The 18,653-nt window shown below is 51.6% G+C and carries 16 protein-coding genes and 1 pseudogene; 1 reads left to right on the plus strand and 16 read right to left on the minus strand.

The window, feature by feature from the left end; translation table 11 throughout:
• Window positions 1-9 precede the first annotated feature (9 nt).
• The 16 genes and pseudogenes from CRO74_RS17975 to CRO74_RS18050 form a co-directional block, all read right to left on the minus strand.
• On the minus strand, window positions 10-1,335 hold the full coding sequence (locus CRO74_RS17975) for a glycosyltransferase family 4 protein (RefSeq protein ID WP_097127595.1): 1,326 nt from the start codon (window positions 1,333-1,335) through the stop codon (window positions 10-12).
• Window positions 1,332-2,303: a hypothetical protein gene (locus tag CRO74_RS17980; protein WP_097127596.1), complete on the minus strand. Its 972-nt coding sequence runs from the start codon at window positions 2,301-2,303 to the stop codon at window positions 1,332-1,334. Before CRO74_RS17980 ends, CRO74_RS17975 begins: the two co-directional genes overlap by 4 nt.
• Window positions 2,304-2,311: 8 nt before the next feature.
• The gene (locus CRO74_RS17985; RefSeq protein ID WP_097127598.1) at window positions 2,312-3,118 is read right to left on the minus strand and encodes an FkbM family methyltransferase; all 807 of its coding nucleotides are present in this window, start codon (window positions 3,116-3,118) and stop codon (window positions 2,312-2,314) included.
• A gap of 105 nt (window positions 3,119-3,223) precedes the next feature.
• The gene (locus CRO74_RS17990) at window positions 3,224-4,723 is read right to left on the minus strand and encodes a lipopolysaccharide biosynthesis protein (protein ID WP_097127600.1); all 1,500 of its coding nucleotides are present in this window, start codon (window positions 4,721-4,723) and stop codon (window positions 3,224-3,226) included.
• 90 nt (window positions 4,724-4,813) lie between these two features.
• Entirely contained in the window at window positions 4,814-5,869 is a 1,056-nt protein-coding gene (gene pseI / locus CRO74_RS17995; protein ID WP_097127602.1) for a pseudaminic acid synthase, read from the minus strand.
• 143 nt (window positions 5,870-6,012) lie between these two features.
• Complete coding sequence (locus CRO74_RS18000; RefSeq protein WP_097127604.1) at window positions 6,013-6,951, minus strand: LamG domain-containing protein; 939 nt, start codon at window positions 6,949-6,951, stop codon at window positions 6,013-6,015.
• 60 nt (window positions 6,952-7,011) lie between these two features.
• Window positions 7,012-7,587: pseudogene (locus CRO74_RS18005) on the minus strand (LamG domain-containing protein); the annotation flags it as partial.
• A 216-nt stretch (window positions 7,588-7,803) separates the two neighbouring features.
• Window positions 7,804-8,346, minus strand: coding sequence for a UDP-4-amino-4,6-dideoxy-N-acetyl-beta-L-altrosamine N-acetyltransferase (gene pseH, locus CRO74_RS18010; RefSeq protein ID WP_097127607.1), 543 nt, complete (start codon window positions 8,344-8,346; stop codon window positions 7,804-7,806).
• Between the two features lie 11 nt (window positions 8,347-8,357).
• Window positions 8,358-9,392 carry a UDP-2,4-diacetamido-2,4,6-trideoxy-beta-L-altropyranose hydrolase gene (pseG, locus tag CRO74_RS18015; protein WP_097127609.1) on the minus strand — a complete coding sequence of 345 codons (1,035 nt, stop codon included), beginning with the start codon at window positions 9,390-9,392 and terminating at the stop codon, window positions 8,358-8,360.
• On the minus strand, window positions 9,385-10,086 hold the full coding sequence (gene pseF / locus CRO74_RS18020; RefSeq protein ID WP_097127610.1) for a pseudaminic acid cytidylyltransferase: 702 nt from the start codon (window positions 10,084-10,086) through the stop codon (window positions 9,385-9,387). Before pseF ends, pseG begins: the two co-directional genes overlap by 8 nt.
• Window positions 10,087-10,161: 75 nt before the next feature.
• On the minus strand, window positions 10,162-11,334 hold the full coding sequence (gene pseC, locus CRO74_RS18025) for a UDP-4-amino-4,6-dideoxy-N-acetyl-beta-L-altrosamine transaminase (RefSeq protein WP_097127612.1): 1,173 nt from the start codon (window positions 11,332-11,334) through the stop codon (window positions 10,162-10,164).
• A gap of 2 nt (window positions 11,335-11,336) precedes the next feature.
• On the minus strand, window positions 11,337-12,353 hold the full coding sequence (gene pseB, locus CRO74_RS18030; RefSeq protein ID WP_097127613.1) for a UDP-N-acetylglucosamine 4,6-dehydratase (inverting): 1,017 nt from the start codon (window positions 12,351-12,353) through the stop codon (window positions 11,337-11,339).
• A gap of 47 nt (window positions 12,354-12,400) precedes the next feature.
• On the minus strand, window positions 12,401-13,921 hold the full coding sequence (locus tag CRO74_RS18035) for a sulfatase family protein (protein ID WP_097127615.1): 1,521 nt from the start codon (window positions 13,919-13,921) through the stop codon (window positions 12,401-12,403).
• A 14-nt stretch (window positions 13,922-13,935) separates the two neighbouring features.
• Window positions 13,936-14,841 carry a hypothetical protein gene (locus CRO74_RS18040; RefSeq protein WP_097127617.1) on the minus strand — a complete coding sequence of 302 codons (906 nt, stop codon included), beginning with the start codon at window positions 14,839-14,841 and terminating at the stop codon, window positions 13,936-13,938.
• Window positions 14,842-14,917: 76 nt separating this feature from the next.
• Window positions 14,918-15,940 (minus strand): GNAT family N-acetyltransferase, encoded by a 1,023-nt coding sequence (locus tag CRO74_RS18045; RefSeq protein WP_097127618.1) that lies wholly within the window; start codon window positions 15,938-15,940, stop codon window positions 14,918-14,920.
• A 322-nt stretch (window positions 15,941-16,262) separates the two neighbouring features.
• Window positions 16,263-17,141 carry a Ppx/GppA phosphatase family protein gene (locus tag CRO74_RS18050; RefSeq protein ID WP_097127620.1) on the minus strand — a complete coding sequence of 293 codons (879 nt, stop codon included), beginning with the start codon at window positions 17,139-17,141 and terminating at the stop codon, window positions 16,263-16,265.
• A gap of 595 nt (window positions 17,142-17,736) precedes the next feature.
• On the opposite strand from CRO74_RS18050, the gene CRO74_RS18055 reads away from it, so the two are divergent.
• On the plus strand, window positions 17,737-18,465 hold the full coding sequence (locus tag CRO74_RS18055; protein WP_144035944.1) for a hypothetical protein: 729 nt from the start codon (window positions 17,737-17,739) through the stop codon (window positions 18,463-18,465).
• The last annotated feature ends 188 nt before the right edge of the window (window positions 18,466-18,653 follow it).

Here is an 18,653-nt window from a genome sequence, read left to right on the forward strand (position 1 = left end):
AGCAACTCCTCACTCCTCACTCCTCGCTCCTAACTCCAATAACTGACTATATAATTCCACATGCTGTCCCGCCACTACGTCTTCCGAAAAACGGGCTTCGGCCGATTGACGGGCGTTTTGCCGTAAGGTGTTGGCGTCAGGATGCGTCAGGATGAACGCCAGTCCATCCGCCAGTTGCTGGGCGGAACCGACGTCGGCGAGGTATCCGTTCGTTTGGTGGTCAATCATTTCCGGGATTCCTCCCGTTCGGAAGCCTACTGCCGGCGTTCCGCAGGCCATGGCTTCGACCACGGTGTTGGGCAGGTTATCTTCCAGCGAAGGAACAACCAGCGCATCGGCGGCATTGTAAGCGGCTACAATGTCTTCTTCGGTTGTCAGCAAGCCCAGGTGCCGCACCGGGTAGGGGAGTTCATTCAGCAAATACGAACGTCCTTTTCCAAATACCAGGATTTCGGGGGTCAGGGCAGGGTGTTGCTTGTGCAGGAGCGTCAGGGCTTCGGCAAAATAGCGGAACCCTTTGCGGGTATCGGTGATGTTGGCGCTCCCAAACAATAGACGGGGCTTGCCTGTGTCGAGTAAGTCAAGTTGATGAGCGGCCTCGCTCCGGTCGATAGGTCGGTACAGGGTTTGGTCGACGGTGTTGGGAATGACGGTAAACGGAAAGTTGCCCAATAAAGTACTGCTCCGCCCTTCATCGGCCAGCCAGCGGCTTGGCGAGACAAAGTGAATATTCGAGTTTGCAAACAACCGCATTTTCTTCTCAAAAACCTGGTATGATAGATCCTGTGCTTCCGGCTTTTTGAGGTAGGGGCAATGGTGGCAGTGGGTTTGAAAATTAGGACAGCCGTGTGTGTAGTGACAGCCGCCCGTAAAAGCCCACTGGTCGTGCAGCGTCCAGACAATCGGTTTGCCCAGATCAATCAGCGCACGAAGTCCGTTAAGGGATAAAAAGCCGAAGTTGATCCAATGCAGATGGATAACGTCGGTCTGTTGAATAGCCGGGTGAAACGTTAATCCCGCACCAAACCGCGCGGGCGAAAACTGAAACCGGACTGAAGGGTCTCGCTCGTAAGGTAGAAACGCCAGCCGCTCGGCCACAAACCGGCCAAAAGCGGTTTGTTCGGCCAGAAAGTTATTCGCTAAAAAAGAAACGCCAGGGGCGGGTTTGTGCGTATCCAGCCGATTTGGTGTGCCAATCAGCATCGTGCTTTCTACCGATCCAACTGGTTGCGTTGCCAACGACGCCGGGTATTTCTGCAACGCGCGATGCAGCCGGGTTGCCGCCACCGCAGCCCCGCCAAACGACTGGTAGGTACTAAGCAGGGTAACTCTCACCGACCAAGCAGTTTATCGAATTTCTTGACAACCTCGGGCCAGAAGCCGATTTCAAGGATGCGTCCCCAAACCCGCCGACGCGAGTAGTTCTCCATCTCGTCGAAAATAGGGTCCGAAAAAAGGCTTTTGGCTTTTTGCGTCAGGATGAGCGCAAACCCATGCTGTTTTAGACTGGTGGCAAAAACCCAGCCCAGCAACAGGTTCCGCTGCGTGAGGGCAGCCTCGTCGGCGAAGCGGTTCAGGTAAGTCATTTCGCCCCAGGCCGCGCTGCTTTTCAGGGAAAAGAGCACGAATTTTTGCAGCAATGGCTGAGTCGTAAAACTATCAAGCAGAGCCGGTGTAATGCGGGGAGAGCCTTTCGGAATCAACTCGACCAGCCAGTGGCTGTTCTGTTCTTCCATAAAGCGCAGCACCTCATGGAGCTTGTCTTCGCCATCGTAAACGGATAAGATACCCGGCTCGAACTCGGCCGTTAGCACTCGTTTGGACCGGGCTTCGCCGAGGTTACGGAACAGCCGGAGGTCGGTGCCCTGCGAGTCGGTTTTGAACCAGTCTACCTGATTGATATTCAGGCTATCAAGCGTGGAGCGGAGACTGCGTGTTTTTAACTGAACTACTTTGGACAGTTCAAACTTGGGCGCAAAAGCGTATTCCTGAATCAGGTCGGGCCGGGGTGGTAGCAAACTTGAACAGTGGGGAGATGCGGTCAGGTAAAAGGCCGACGTGTCGGTGTCTTCCTCCGCCGACTGTGGCCCGGTAACGATATTATTGAAGGTATATAACTTCCTGAAATGCCTGGATTCGCTTTCAACGTACCCAAAGTCGCGGTCGTCAGCGTCGAAGGCGATGCAAACGGCGTATTTGGCGAATGCCTTCCAGCGGCCATGCAATTGCCCCGATGCCCCAATGTCGACCAACACAGGCGGCTCAGTCTGGAACTCAGGGCGGGAAAGTATTTTGTCAATCATTTTACTACTTAGTTGCGATACGCAAAGATATTCAATTGCAGGTCCATGCTGTCGCTGCCTTTGTAACGATGGTTGGCCAGGGGCGCGTGGCGGTATTGGCTGGTGTTGATGTAATACCGAAAGCCGCTGTCTTCCAGCACGTTCATGACCGAGGCCAGCGTTTGCGGATGGTCGAGGTAAGCGTGGAACTCAACGAACAGATTCTGAACGTGAGCCAGCGCGTCGTGGCAGTCGGTTAGAACGTCCGTTTCGGCCCCTTCGATGTCCATCTTGAGCATATCGACGCGGGTTTCGCGCAGGAGGAAATCCCGCAAGCGGATTGACGGCACCAGCTTACGGTCTGTCTGCGAGAAAATAGACGCCGAGTCGGCCTGGTCGCTGCCGAACCAGATGCCTTCGTCATTGGTCCAAACGGCTTTGGTAATCACCTCAACGCCCGAAATCTGGTTTTGCCGGAGGTTGTCCTGCAAGGTGGCACTGATTTGCTCGTCGGCTTCAAAGGCAATGATCCGGGCGTTGGGGTACGTCTGCCGGAAATACGCGACGCTCGTGCCAATGTTGGTACCGCAGTCGAAAATGACCGGACTGGTGCTGGTCGTATTGAACCGATAAAATTCATCGACGAATATCTCCCGAAACTGCCAGACGAACGACAGCGCATCCGGCACCCGAAATCGGTACTTGCCAAAGGAAACATGAACCGTCTGGTTGCGCGGCTTACCGCCGTACCGTAACGCCAGCCCCAGCAACCGGCGACCTTCTGCCGAACGGAGAAGCCGGGCTGTTTCGGTGAATAAGAATCTAAAAACCCACATGAGGTATAAAGGTTTGCCACAGAGATGCACCAAGCTACACAGAGATACACAAAGAAAAACTCAGTGTATCTCCGTGCCTCTTGGTGCATCTCTGTGGCATAATTTTCATTTGTTTATAAAACGCTTCTTCAATCCGTCTACCATCTGGTTAATGTCAGGCGATAATTTCAACGCTACGACGGCTCCCCCAAACAACCCGGTAATCAGGGCCGACCGCCAGGCTGTATCCAGTATAAAACGCCACTTGGGAGCATCAACATCGGGATACGGAAGTTGGACCGATAACCACCAGACAGTTAGTCCCAGCATAATGACCACCAGATTTCGCCAGGTAAACGGCTGCATCTTGAACGCAAACCCAACGAACAGCGTCCGGGCGAGGTTAAAGAGCAGGGTCACGAATGCCGCACCGATCGCGGCACCGTTGATACCAAAACGGGGTATCAGGTATAGATTGGCATAAACGGTAATAAAAATGAGCACCACAAAAAAGACCGAGTCGTAGGTATAATAGCGCGATGTGGTTAGGATGGTGCCGTTGATGCCCGTTGCCATGTCGAACAATTTGCCCAGGCCAAGCCACAGAATCACGTAATATCCCGCCGAATAGCTTGGCGGTAGAAACTGAAAGACATTAGGCAGGTTGGCGGCCACACCCACGAAGACCAGGCAACCCGCAATTAATTGATTGAGGCAACTTTTTCGGTAAATACTGGCAATATTCTCCAGGTCATTTACCTTCCATGACTCGGCAATGAGCGTACCGGACACTTTGTAAAGGGCCGTTGCCGGAATGGCGATGACGGCGGCAAAATACGAAGCTGTCCCGTAAATGCCCGTATCGCCCAAGCCCTGCTTGCTGTTGATCATCATCTTGTCGATGGTAATGACAACCTGCGACGACAGAGCCGAAGTAAAGGTCAGGCTGGCGTAACGGATCATATTTCGTCGTAAATCCGGGTTGACGGATACAAAGTTTCGGCTGAAGAATAAAGCTTCATCGCGGGCCACACTAATAATCATGAACACCAGCGGCAGCAGGAACGCCAGTAACCAGACGCCCAGAAATTGCGGAAACGTAACCCAGCCGAGCCAGTACAACCCACCGGCCAGTGTGACCAGCAACCGTTGAACGAACTGTTGCAGCAGCGTTCCGGTAACGGGGTCGTAGAGCAGGCGGGAATAGTTATCGAAAACGGTAAAATAAACCGTACAAAAGGTCAGCGGAATGAGCAGGTAATAGTATTCGACAAACAACGCTGATTGTTCCTGATACAGATTGACAATCCAGGGCCGCGCCAGCCACAACGCCAGCACGCACAGGCAGAAGCCCACAAAGGTAGACAGACTGGCAATGAGCAGAAAGCCGTTATGCTGCCGTGCTGCGTCACGAAAATAAGGAAAGAACCGCCCACCGGCGCCATTTATGCCCACGTTCGAGGCCTGCGCCAGGACCAGTGACAGCGAAATCAGCAAGGTTAGCAAGCCAACCTGTTGCTCACTGAACAAATTCGGGAACCAGATCCCCTGCGTTAGAAAACCGACAACCACACCCGCATAGGCGTATATTGAACTCTGGATGGTTTGCCGTTTTATGATACCCACGTAGTGAATTTTGAATGAGCGAATGAGTGAATGAGCGAATAAAGAACGACCAGCCGGTATTCAATAATTTGCTCATTCACTCATTCAAAACTAATTTATTAAGTCCCACGCCAGCGCTGTACCGGCTTGTATGTTGGTGGTGGCTGTTTTGCCGAGGATGTCGTCGTAATAGCGGGTGTGCAGGCCGTTGGCCGGGCGGATGCTCCGGACGTTTTCGGGGGTGAAGGATTCGCCCGCGCTCATGTCGCGTACCACATAGAGGGAGCGCTTGAATTGCAGGCTTTTTTCTTCTTTGGGAGTTAGTGTGTAGCTCACTTGCCCCAGGGCTAGTTTGGCGCGCTCGGTTTCGATCACGAGGTTTTTCAATTCCTCCGGCTCCAACGAAAAAGCCGAATCGACACCGCCATCGGCCCGGCGCAGGGTCACGTGTTTTTCCAGCACTACGGCCCCCAGAGCGACAGCCGCAACGGCCGCGCCAATGCCCATGGTATGATCAGACAGGCCAACGGGCACATCGAACAACTGGCTCATGTGCGGGATGGTAAGCAGATTGGTGCTTTCGGGCGTGGCCGGGTAGGTGCTGGTACACTTGAGTAGAACAAGCTCCTGACAGCCATTGGCCCGCAACACCTTCACCGACTCGTCGAGGTCGGCAACGGATGCGACCCCGGTGCTCATGATGACGGGTTTACCCGTTTGTGCTACTTTTTTGAGCAGAATATGGTCGGTATTCTCAAAGGACGCAATCTTATACAGCGGCACATCCAGCGATTCCAGAAAGTCGACGGCCGTGGTGTCGAACGGGGAGCTGAATGCGATCATGCCGCGTTTTTTGGCGTGGTCGAAAATCGGTTTGTGCCATTCCCAGGGTGTATAGGCATCCTGATAGAGCTTATACAGATTCTTATCGGCCCAGAGTGATTTCGCATCCCGAATGTAAAACTCCTCGGAGGCTCCGTTGAACGTGATGGTATCCGGCGTATAGGTCTGGAGTTTAAGGGCGTGGGCACCGGCATCGGCAACGGCGTCCACGATTTCCAGTGCCCGTTCCAGCGACTGGTTATGGTTGCCCGACATCTCGGCAATAACAAAGGGACGATGTGCCGATCCGATGGTAAACTGGGCAACCTGAATGGGTTGAATCATTGGTAAATTGACGTTTGCGCTGGATAGCTGGCTGGTTCGTGCATCAGTAGGCCAGCCACTTTTTGTAACGCCAGTAGCTGGCTTACAAATTCCAGCCTGGTTTCAGCACCTCAAAATTACCACTTTTTGGGAAGAATTGTCTATCAAAGGCTAAGTACCAGGCGTCCGCCGAGTCCGTAGGTTATCTGGGCGGCTCCGTTGATGTACACCCTTAGTGCGTTTGCCTGAAAAGCCGGGGGCACCGTAACAACATGGCGCACCTGAACGGCATCGGTGGCTGTGGGTATACAGCCACAGGACCAAACGGTCGGGTCATTCCAGTTTCCGTTTCGGAGGGAGACGAAAGGTTGGGCCGTAATGGGATTCAGCGTGAAGTCGGTTTGGCAGGTTGTTGCCTGATACAACACACGCACCTCAGCATCCGATAGTATTCCCCGATAAACTCGTACATCATCAATGGCTCCATGAAACGGTTGAATGAGAGTACCTCTCGTTGGTCTTATGCCGATGCATGCCTGTAAGGGACACGTATAACTCAGCGGAGCTGTGGGGGTTATTTTTACCGTTTGAGCACGTTCGCCATTGATATAAAAAATCAGAGCACTGTCAGCCTGTATGGCCGTGAGGTGAGTCCAGGTGCCAATACTGACCGACTGTGTTGTAATAACCGATCCCGTTGTGTTGTAGGAAAAGAAATTCCAGACATTTCCTCCATAAACCGGCTGATTGGTTAATGTCAGGCACTGGTTCGGTTCACTAAACGAGAAAATGGTGAACGCATCGGCTTGGGCAGGGAACGAGGCCAGTTTCACCCAGGCCGACAGGGTGTAGGTTGGGTTCGTAAAAGGAGCTGCGGGTAAGTCGATGTAAGAATTTCGGTCGAAAAAATAAGCGCTGTTCGGTTTGTTAAAACGATCTGTGGTTAGGGTTGCGCCATTAACGGTACCGTGATTTGGACCAAAACCGTCCTTCGCATCACCCGAAAATGGATAACACGCTATTAGTTGACTGGTGGTCTGACCAAAACTATAGCTGGCAAAAAAAAGAATCAAGGCAACAACGCAGAGTGTACGGCAGATCATTGCAATCGGATAGTAATGGGGATGTATATATTTTTTGCGGCAAGTCGGCGAATCAGGCGATTAATTCAGTTCATAAACCCGTTTAGCTTCCGCATCAGACAGGGCACGATTGTAGACGCGTACCTCATCAATGGCTCCTCTGAACGAGAAGGTTCCGTCGAAACGCTGACCGATCAGCGTACGTACAGTACCCTCGTAGAAGGGTTTACCGGTTAAGGTCTGTGACGAACTCAGGGCACCATTTACATAGATATTCAGCTGATTTTTGCTACGGCTGGCCAGGATATGATACCACTGGTTCGTGTTCGTTGGCAAACTCCCGGAGTAGGCGAAATTGAAATTGGCCCGGTCTTCGGTATACGACCACATCCCCCATCCTAACACGGTTGTATTGGCCAGTACCATGGCATGGTCGCCCCGATAGTTGCCCGTATCCATAATCGTGAGCACATCGTAGGATTGCGGAACAAACGCCAGTTTAACCCAGGCAGCATAGGTGAATTCGTCCGTAGAAAATTTGTTTGGCGGCAATTCAATATAGCTACTGCCGTTAAACGCATAGGCTGATTCTGTCGTACCGAAGCGGTCAATTGTAGGTGTGGCACCTACAACCTGAGCCGTATTATTATTGCCGCTTAAATCTTTGACCCCTTTCGTAAAGTCTTATTAAGCGACCAGGCCAGCAACCGGCTCAGGCTCTGCCGGTTTTTTACAAGCTGTAAACCCAAGACAAAGACTCGTTAAAAGGAAAGTCAGGGAAAGTTGCTTCATTCCTATGAAAATACGTTGTTTTTATGTGAATGTACTGAATGAATCTGATTGTTTAAGAGTGAAATGGGTAACTACGTAGCGTTAGTTACCGTATATTTTGGTCCGCATAATAGCTCGGTAGGTGTCCCACTCCTGCTTTAAAAGTGCCAGCCCAACGACATCCTGCCAGGCACCGTCTTTTTTTACGTGCTGCCGGTAATAAGCCTCCCGGCGGAAGCCAAACTTCTCGTGCATCGAAATCACCTTGTCGTTAAAGGTCATGACTTCGCATCGAAGCTTGTTAAGCTTAAGCTCGTTAAAGACGTATTCGAGCACGTTGAATTCAATTTTGGCCCCTAAACCACCGCCCCGGATACTGGTATCGCCCAGGTAAAACGCCCAATAGCAACTGCTGAGCGTTTGGCTGATACCCGTCAGTGAGGCTAGTCCTATCTTTTTGTCGTTGTACTCGATCACCCAGTACCGGGACGACGAGTCCTGCTGAATACGGCTGAACCAGGCCTGTTGCTGCTCGGCCGTAATGGGTTCGCTGGTGTACATATATTGGGCTACTTCGGGGGAGTTGCGCCAAAGTCGTACCAGTTCAATATCGTTTTCTGTCAACGGAGTTAGCGTGATATCCATAGGTTGATTAATTAAGCTGGCAGTAATGTTCGGAAAAAAGCAGCGATTCGCTCGCCTGATCGACCATCAAAAAATTGATACTGTCTGGCCAGACTGTTATTGACCGTCGAAACGGGCAATGACATAGTCGACCAAAGTTCAGAGTTGGTGAAGGCTTTCTCCAGTACTCCCAGCGCAATGTGATTATCCTTATAAAATGTTCGGAGAATGGCCTGGTTATCGGCCGTGAGTATACCGACAAACGGTTTGCCCACGGTGGCGACTTCGTACGAAATGGTACTGCACGACACCACGGCCACATCGCAGGACTGAATGACCGTCACAATCTGCTCGGGGGATAGATTCCGCCGTATCTGCACCCGCTCTTCTGCATACCTGGCGAAGCTATCGCCGTGCGGATTGGCGGCACCCAATACGATTACGATCTGCTGCACCAGCGGTTCGCTCAGCAGCGCTTCGACAACCCGGTGACTTATGTTATCGGGATCGGCCCCGCCCAGATTGACCAGAACCCGCCGGGGTTGAAACGTGGTCAATGCCTCTTCAGACCGATGAATGCCCGCTTCCAGAAACGGTTTTCGGAGCAGCGCGTAAGCTGTACCGGTCAGGAATTGGGTGTAGCTTTCCGACTGATAAGCCGCTGCCTGTATAGTGCCGCCATGATTGATAACCACATCGGCGTATTGATGCCAGGCTACCAGATCATCAACGACAATCAGTTTCCGGCAATGCCGTTTTATGGTTTTTTGATAATCAGCGCCAAAAGAATAGCCATCGAGCAGCACGAATTCATCCCCCGTCAGGTGGGCGCGGAGGTTACGGGCATCGGCTGCGGAATCCGCTGTTTCGGGTAAGCTGATGAGGTCGAAAGCCGCTTGTGCCAGTATGTGCCGAACTGCATCCGACGGCTGTTGAATGGCGAACGACAGGCTGAATAAATCGCCTGTCATTTCGGCAATGGCAAGGCAGCGCATGATGTGGCCCAGACCAATTTTAGCGCCCCCATCAGCCCGAAAAATCAGCTTCGGTGCGTTGGCATTACTCATTCGGTAGTAAATTATTGAGCAGACGATATTTGAATTCGGCCACTTTCCAGTCCGATTCGGTATCAATGTCGTGCGCGTGCATTTCGTCGATTTCAATCCCCCCGGCCGTCAGACCGGGTAGTTGCCGATGCGTCCGCAGCCGGTCTACATTGAACCAGTAAAACTGTCCGGCATCGTGATACATTGGTTCCAGATCCTGCGAACGCAGCAGAAAGGCATCCGGCTGCGCCCAGCTTAACAGCCCGTCATTGAGCTTGAAGGCCCGCTGAATCGGAAATGAAAACGCCTGGATGGGATACACAATATCGACTTTCTTATCGAGCAGTACCCGATGCGATGCCGTCAGTAAATCGGCCGTAACGAAGGGGGCGGTGGGGTATAGGCAGCAAAGCGACTCAAACGTTTGGCCAATGAGTTCGTATTCATCGAGTACCTCCAGCAGCACCTCAATCGTCGACGCATAATCACCCGATGTTTCGGGCTTTCGCAGAAACGGGACGGATGCACCCTGTTGCCGGGCAATGTCCGCAATTTCGGCATCGTCGGTCGACACCATTACTTCATCGAACAGGCCCGATTGTATGGCTGCGTCGATAACATAGGCGATGATGGGTTTACCCAGAAAGGGGCGAATATTTTTGCGGGGAATCCGTTTGCTGCCGCCCCTTGCGGTAATGATGGCTACGTTGCTCATATGAGGCTCACACAGGCTCCGGCTGTGTGACTGTGTAAACGGACAAACGCACAGCCGGAGCCTGTGCGGGCCTGATTAACGACAAAACTCAAGAACAGAGGCAATGACATACGCCTGTTCTTCATCCGTCAGGGTTGGGAACATGGGCAGACTCAGGCAACGGGCGTAGTAGCGTTCCGCATTGGGAAAATCGCCCGGTTTCCAGCCGAACTGCCGGTAGTAAGGCATCAGATGCACCGGTATGTAATGCACCTGCGCCATAATGTTACGAGTTCGCAGAAAGTCGTACAGCCCTTTGCGGTCGTCCACCTGAACGACGTACAGATGATAGGCATGACTGACGTTGTCGGGTGGAACGATGGTGACGGCGGGCGTTCCGGCAAAGGCGTCGTCGTATCGTTTCGCAATCGCCTGCCGACGCGCCAGCATGGCTTCGGCACGGGCCAACTGGCTATTGCCGAGGGCTGCCTGCATGTCGGTCAGGCGGTAATTGTAGCCCAACTCCTGCAACTCCATGTACCAGCCGCCCCGTTCGGGCTCGCCGGGATACGGCTCCGTAAATTCACCCGGTTTATTGGTGATGCCGTGCGTCCGGAGCCGCATCAGGTGTTTATACAGTGCTTCGTCGTTGGTGGTAATCATGCCGCCCTCACCAGCCGCAATGTGCTTAACGGGGTGAAAACTGAAAATGGCAAGATCGGCCAGCGAACCGTCGCCACAGCGATGGTCCACGCCCTGGCTATCGGTAAATGAACCGCCCGGCGAGTGGCAGCTATCTTCCAGAATCCACAGCCCATGCGCATCGGCCAGTTCGCGAAAAGCGGCTAAATCGACCGGGTACCCCGCAAAATCGACTGGAACGATACCCGAAAAATAGCCTTTCGGATGTTGTTCAACGAGTGTCCGTACGGCGTTTATATCCAGCAGTGCCGTTTCGGGATCGATATCGGCAAAATGGACTTCGCCCCCGCAATAGCGAACGCAGTTGGCCGAAGCCGAGAACGTGATGGGTGTGGTAATGACGCGGGTTCCTTCGGTCACGCCGAGGGCCATGCAGCACAGGTGCAGTGCGGCTGTTCCATTGGCCACCGCCACGGCGTACTGACAACCGATATAACTAGCAAAAGCCGTTTCAAACGCACTGATGTGCGGCCCCTGCGTCAAAAACGGGCCGCGTAGCACCTCAGCAACGGCTGCAATATCTTCGTCGGTAATATGCTGCCGACCGTAGGGGATGGGTTGATTCATGTCTAGGCCGAAAAGTTAGGATCAACATGCTCGCGAATCTGCTCACGCAGTTGGTCGACGTTGAGCCATTCGGTGTTGCTGCCGGAGTTGTATTTGAAGCCCATCTCTACCGGACGCCCGTTGAAGGCTTTCATATAATCCTCAATGCTCCAGGTGGGCGTTGAAGGCGTAATGACGTAGTATTTTTCCGTTTCGACCGTATTGAGCGAGTCGGTTTCGGTGATCATTTCCTCGTGGAGCTTCTCGCCCGGACGAATCCCGACCAGTTTCTGTTCGCAGTTGGGACCAATGGCCGTGGCGACGTCGGTGATGCGGTAGGAGGGGATTTTTGGAACAAAAATCTCCCCGCCCCAGGCATGTTCGAGCGCATGAAATACCATTTCGACCCCTTCTTCGAGTGAGATGTTAAAGCGGGTCATGTCCGCGTGGGTGATGGGCAATACCCCTTCTTTACGCTTGTCCAGAAAAAACGGTACGACCGATCCCCGAGACCCGATCACGTTGCCATACCGTACCACCGAGAACTGCAAGTTGCGGCTGCCTTTCATGTTATTGGCGGCTACAAACAGTTTATCGGAACACAGTTTGGTGGCTCCGTAGAGATTGATCGGTGCGGCTGCTTTGTCGGTCGAAAGAGCCACAACGCGCTGTACGCCGTTGTCCATGGCGGCATTGATCACATTTTCGGCTCCGAATACGTTGGTTTTAATGCACTCCATCGGGTTGTACTCAGCCGCCGGAACCTGCTTCATGGCGGCTGCATGCACAATGATGTCGATACCTTCGCAGGCCCGCTTTAGTCGATCGCCGTCGCGCACATCGCCAATGAAAAACCGGATGGATTTGTATTTGGACTGTGGATAGTATTGCGACATCTCGAACTGTTTCAGTTCATCCCGCGAATACACGACCAGGCGTTTAATATTGGGGTGGCGTTGGTACACCATCTCGACAAACTTCTTGCCGAAAGAGCCCGTACCGCCCGTAATCAAAATGGATTTGTTCGTTAAATCAAGCATCGTTTTACGTACTCAGTTGACCGCTGTGGGTCAGTTAAAAAAGCTGTCTATTTTGTGTTTTCGCGTTCTCGGATGGTTTTGAGCAATGCCGCCAGTTCGGTGGTTAGCTGCGGGTTGCTCTCCGCCAGGTTCTTTGTTTCGCTAAGATCGGTTTGCAGATTATACAACTGCGGTTGTGATGCATACCCTGTCTCGATGTTGGTGTCACGATTGAGGACCGGGCCACCAGAAGGCTCAATGTACTTCCAGTTGCCGCGTATCAGCGAAAGGGTACCATTGATGGCATGTTCTATAACGTATTCGCGACTCTTTTTAGTTGTCCCCAGCAGCGTAGTCAGGCTATTAAAACTGTCGGGCGCTTCGCCCTTCGCCAACGACTGACCCACCAGGGCGGCAAAAGAGGCTGCGAGATCAACCTGGCTAAACAGAGCGTCGGAGGTGCCGGGTTTCACGTTGACCGGCCAGCGGACGATAAACGGCACCCGTGTTCCGGCATCGAACGCACTGTATTTACCACCGCGCAATGGTCCGGCGGGTTTGTGGCCGTTTAGTTTTTCAACCGCCTGATCTTTGTAGCCGTCATCGACAACCGGGCCGTTATCACTGCTGATAATCACCATCGTGTTGTCTTTTAAACCCAGCCGATCCAGTGTTTTCATTACTTCGCCTACGCACCAGTCTAGTTGCAAAATGGCGTCACCACGCGGCCCCATGCCACTTTTACCCGCAAAACGGGAGTGCGGCATACGCGGAACGTGAATATCGTGGGTGGAGAAATAAACAAAGAACGGATTGCCTTTACTGGATTCGATAAACTGATTTACCTTGCCGGTCAGCACATCGGCCATCTCCTCATCGACCCACCGCGCTGCTTTTCCTCCGCTCATGTAGCCGATCCGGCTAACCCCATTGATGATCGTTTGGTCATGGCCGTGCGAGAACAGCATTTTGAGTAACTCAGGATGCTCTTTGCCGGTCGGATCGGTACCAATGGGCTCTTTGTAACTTACCTGAATCGGGTCGGCAGGGTTGAGATTGACGATGCGGTGATTCTCGACGTACACGCAGGGCACCCGGTCGCCGGTGGCGGGCAGGAGAAAGGAATAGCTGAAGCCAATTTCCAAAGGGCCGGGCTTTATGTCGCCGTTCCAGTCGGGGCCACCTTTGGGGCCAAGGCCCAAATGCCATTTGCCCACGACACCGGTTTTATAGCCTGCTTTTTGCAGGATTCCGGGTAGTGTGATGCGATCGGTCGGAATCAGCAGAGCCGCATCGCCGGGAGCAATACCGGTGCCTGTTTTCCGCCAGGCGTAGGCCCCCGTCAGGAGGGTATAACGCGATGGGGTACAGGTGGAGGAGGAGGCATGAGCGTTCGTAAAGCGCAAGCCTTCTTTGGCTACCCGGTCGATGTTTGGCGTGCGGACTTTCGTAGCTCCCTGGCAGCTAATGTCGCCGTAGCCCAGATCATCGGCGTAGATCAGGACAATATTGGGCTTCTGCTGCGCTACCACGGCCGATTGGCCAAATAGGGACAGGCTAATGAGGAAAAAGTAAATGGCTGGTTTCATGATGGGTTTAGGAATTACTCGTTCGTGACCGACTCGCTGGTGACTTGTCGCTCAAAGGCGTCAATGTAACTTTTGGCACTGGCATTTATAACCTGAACGCCCCGGTAATCGGCGTAGTCACGCAACACTTCATACCCGCGAAAGGCCTTGTGTAATGACAGAAACTGAGCGGCCATCGAAAACGTGCGCTTCCGCTCGGCGTCCAGATACACAGGCTGGTGCGTAACGTCTTTTGGCTTGTCGTAAAAATGTATTTGCTTGATCAGCAGTTGATTCTGATCGTTGAGCCGGATTTGTTCATGCCAGGACGTATCCGCTCCAAACAGGTAAATGGTTTTAAATTTCCGGTTGATCATCAGTGCCAGAGCAGCGATGATAACGGTTTGGGCCTGTGGCATACCGAAGCCTTTGGCATAAAGCCAGTAGGTTAACCGTTTAAAGCCACGAACAACCGTGTAGTTGAAATAAACGACGGTAATTAGCGGGTTGCCCTGTTCAATTTTACCGAGCAGATACGTGCCTTTGGCGAAATGCGGCACGAACAGCGTCATGGGCCAGTCGACCTTTTCCAGAAAGATCGAGAGCGTTTTTCGAATATCGTCGCGGTCGGCGGTTTGTTCGGTGAAAACGAAATAGTTGGGGTCTAAAATGACGTAGTCTTGTGGGCGCAGCTGGGTAAAAACCTCGGCATGAGCGAAGTTGTTGACGCAGACAATCTCCGTTTGCCGGATGAAATCGAGTTGGGTCGTCAGGGACTCCGTCAGTGAGGGGCCGTTTCCCAGCACCGAACAAACTGGTAGCTTTGGATCGGGCAGACGGGTAGCGTGCCGAATACGGATAGCGACCTTGGCCAGCGACACCAGGGATGCGACGAGGTCGCTCAAAAATTGACTTACCGAATTAAACGCAGCTTCGACCATGCAAGCGGCACAGTGGGCGTGCCTTTTTTCTGCAAAACAACGAAAAAAACAGCAGACCGGCAGATGTTTAACTGTATTACCGAATGAAGAGAGTTTTTAACGGGCCATCCTGCAATTCAGTGAAATCATCCCGGTCAATGCTTCGTTCAAGCGTATATTTTGGTGACTCCTGCGCACCCAGATTACGTTTAAAGCGTAGTAGACCAGGCTTGGGCTGGCGTCTGGCATCGAGTGACACCCCTAAATCGAGCAGTTGGACTTCCTGTTGCTGGCAGTAGCTACAAAGCCCATCAATGAGAAAGATCATTGGGCTAAAGTTGTGGCAGGCCGGATCGGAAGCGGGCAGGAACGTATACAGTATATCGTATCTGACGCGTACCGTTATCACGACGGCTGCCAGAGAAGGGCCATTAGTTACGGTAAAAACGCTGAATTGCTTCGGAAATTCCTGAAGTAAATTTATCAATTGGTCTGGCTCAAGGGTAAGCGGGTAGCCCAACTGCTGCCGGGTGTTTTGAATGAACCTAACGACTTCGGGCACATTTGGGGCTTGCCGATGGGCGAATACAAAACCGGCCTCCCGGCATTTGCGTAGCCGCCGACGCGCGGCCGGAATCAGGTTGTTCTCTAAGGGTTTGTTATTAACTGGCAGAAAAGAACTGACGTTTGATTCGACAACGACAAACTCGTGCTCGGCCAGCACAGACAGCAGGCGGTCGGTTTGTTGGGGGGCGTAACAACGTGGATAGTTAACGAGCCGAATGCGGTTGCAACCTAGTTTGTGAGCCGTTTCCAGCAGGACAGAGACAAAGGCGTTCAGCACACTGGTTGGTAAGGTTTCGCTCAGTTCAATAGACCCGAACGGAGCCGCAATTGGACTAAGAGCATCGCTCGCATTGAGGAAAAAAGCGCAGCGGGCTTCGGCTTCCTGCGTGAATCGGTTTACCGCTGAGATCAGGTAAAAAGGGCCGTTGTTCTGCTGTCGAAGGTGTGCGTATTCGTTGAAAAAAAAGCCCGGCTGGCAAAAGGAGGCAATATCGGGTTGCTGAGGATTAATTTGTACCAGAAACGTGTAATCGGTCGGGCCGGTGGAGATCATGTCCGTACTGACGACCAGCCTGTAAGTAAAGTAACGGATTGCCCGGAGAGATTGGGCTTTCTCTCTTCTGTGTAGACACTATAGTTGTCAGTCTGTCTAGGGTGTTGATGGTGATGTCAGGTGCTCACACCTGACAAGCGAGGTTTCTCAAAACCTCGTTAAGCAAGTAGCCTATGCGTTAGGTTTTAAGAAACCTAACGTGTCAGTTTTGAGAAACTGACACCACCTGACACCACCTTCCGACACGACTGGATACCCTAAAAAAACCCAGTCAGCTGCTGCCGACCGGGGATTTTATGAATGGGCTTCTTTCCGGGGAAACTTATTTCCGTTTACACACCTGAGCGTAAACTTGTTGAATAATACCATCTTTCAGACCTAAATCCGGGACGACAATTTTGTCGGCTCCCGCCCACTTCATGACTGATATATAGATGTCGGCGGCTGGTACGATTACGTCGGCGCGGTCGGCATTCAGGCGAAGTTTGTTAATCCGGTCCTCCTGGCTAAACCCAGCTATATAATTGCGGATACGTTCAATTTCGGCTCGGCTTGTTTCGCTTTCCGAGACTTTGGAAGCCAGGTTAAAGAGCTTGCTGATGTTGCCCCCGGTACCAACGGCCGTGACTTCCTGCGATGAATCAATATTTTCCTCTACCCAGTCCTCAATCTTCCGCCAGGCACCCTTGGTTTCTTTCCCTTCAAGCAACCGAACCGAGCCAATTTTAAATGATTTGGAGTTAATCTTCTGGCGGTTGACGTACACGTTTAATTCTGTGCTGCCTCCACCCACATCGATGTGCAGGTACTGCCGGTCGTCCAGCGCATGAACAACCACATCGTTGATAAGCTCGGCTTCCCTACGGCCGTCGATGATATGAATTTTTATGCCGGTAGCGGCTTCAATGCGTTTGGCTACTTCAGGTCCGTTGGAAGACTCCCGCATGGCCGAGGTGGCACAGGCCATATAGTCTTCTACCTCGTGCAGCTCCATCAGCAGTTTATAGGCCTGCATTAATTTGGTGGTACGGGCTTCACTTTCAGGCGTCAAAGCGCCAAAATTGAACACGTCGTGGCCTAGCCGTAGTGGAAAACGTACGTATTCAACCCGCTTGAAGCTAACCAGGTCGTCGTTGTGTAAGACTGTCGAAATTTGCAGACGGGCTGCGTTAGAACCGATATCAATAGCTGCCAGTTTCACTAGTTGAAGTGCTTTGTAAGTGGGCCAAAGGTAAATTTTTTACGGGTATGTAAGACGTTTCACTATTTATTTCCAGTGCATGGGTTGAGTTACTGGATTGTTATATTTGTGAAAGATGCGCTTTTATTCCGTTGCCTCATTAATAATTGACACAATGAGTGTATACTACTAACCAAATGTTAAGGTTTACACAATAAAAAGGAACAAGAGCGTATTTAAGGATAGAAAACAATACAATAGTTACTCTAATAAGAGAGAGGAGCCCTGAAGGGCGTTCATTATGTTACACACCAAAACCTGGATTAAAGGAAGTATACTATCTCTGATAAGTTTCGTTTTTAGTTGGTTAGTGCTAGAGGGGGTTTGTAATCTTCTGCTGCGTTGGAAACAGAGTATTACGTACAATTCCAACGTTCTGCCAACTGCCACAACAACGCAGAATAAGCTTACGCTAATAAAGTACGATAGTTTAGGTATAATCAGGCCTGCACCCGGCCAGTATGAGGTCGTTTATTCTGTCGATCAATCGAAAAGCGGTAAACAGAAGCTGCCTTTAGTGTCCAAAACGGCATCTGTTACGTATCACATTGACAGTTTGGATCGACGCGTTACGCCTTTCGACAGTCGGCGGGCCGTTGGCAAATATGCCCTGTTTCTGGGGTGTTCGTTCACCTATGGCGAATCCGTGGCCGATACGAGTACCCTTCCGTATTTTTTCGGCAAAGAAACGGGTTATCGACCTTATAATTACGGCGTTTCGGGCTACTCGCCAGCTCATATGCTCGCGCTGATGCAGGCGGTCAATATGCGCAGTGAGGTAGTCGAAAAGGATGGTGTTGCGTTCTACACGTATATTGAAGATCATCTGGCTCGGGTAGCCCCAAGTACAAAATGGATTTATAATTCAAACGGGTATTGGCCTAATTTCGATCCGGGTACAATGACCATAAAAGGCACCTATGCTGAACGGCATCCGGTCTATTATAGCCTGATTCAGGGTATGTACAAAAGCAACATCGTCAACCTTTTCAACATCAATTTTCCCCGGCGATACAGCGACGATCAGTATCTGCGATTTGTGCGTATAGTCAAGGAAACAGAAGAACGCTACAAACAACAGTTTGGAAACGATAACTTTTATGTGGTTGTGTTTCCTGCTTATCCAATGGCCCCTGAGCTGCGTCAGTATTTTAATCAGTTCCACATAAAAGTGATTGATTACTCAAACCTCTGTTCGTGGAAAACGGCCTATGATGGCATGCACCCAGATGAACAATCCTACCGTCAGGTGGCAGAAAAGTTAGCTAAAAAATTCCCGGAGTAAATCATTCATGATTTATATGTACAAATAAGGCTTCTAATTATAGTATAATCCCTATTTAGGGTCTTAGATCAGACTTTATAGTCTAATAATAGGTTAAACAAGCATTAGAATTAAGCCGTTGGGTAAGAAGCGTCAACTACTATGTTATGACTCGTAAAAATAACGTTACTTTTGGCGCAATCTGAAGT

Origin of the sequence: Spirosoma fluviale, assembly GCF_900230225.1 — a bacterium.
Classification (GTDB): domain Bacteria; phylum Bacteroidota; class Bacteroidia; order Cytophagales; family Spirosomataceae; genus Spirosoma; species Spirosoma fluviale.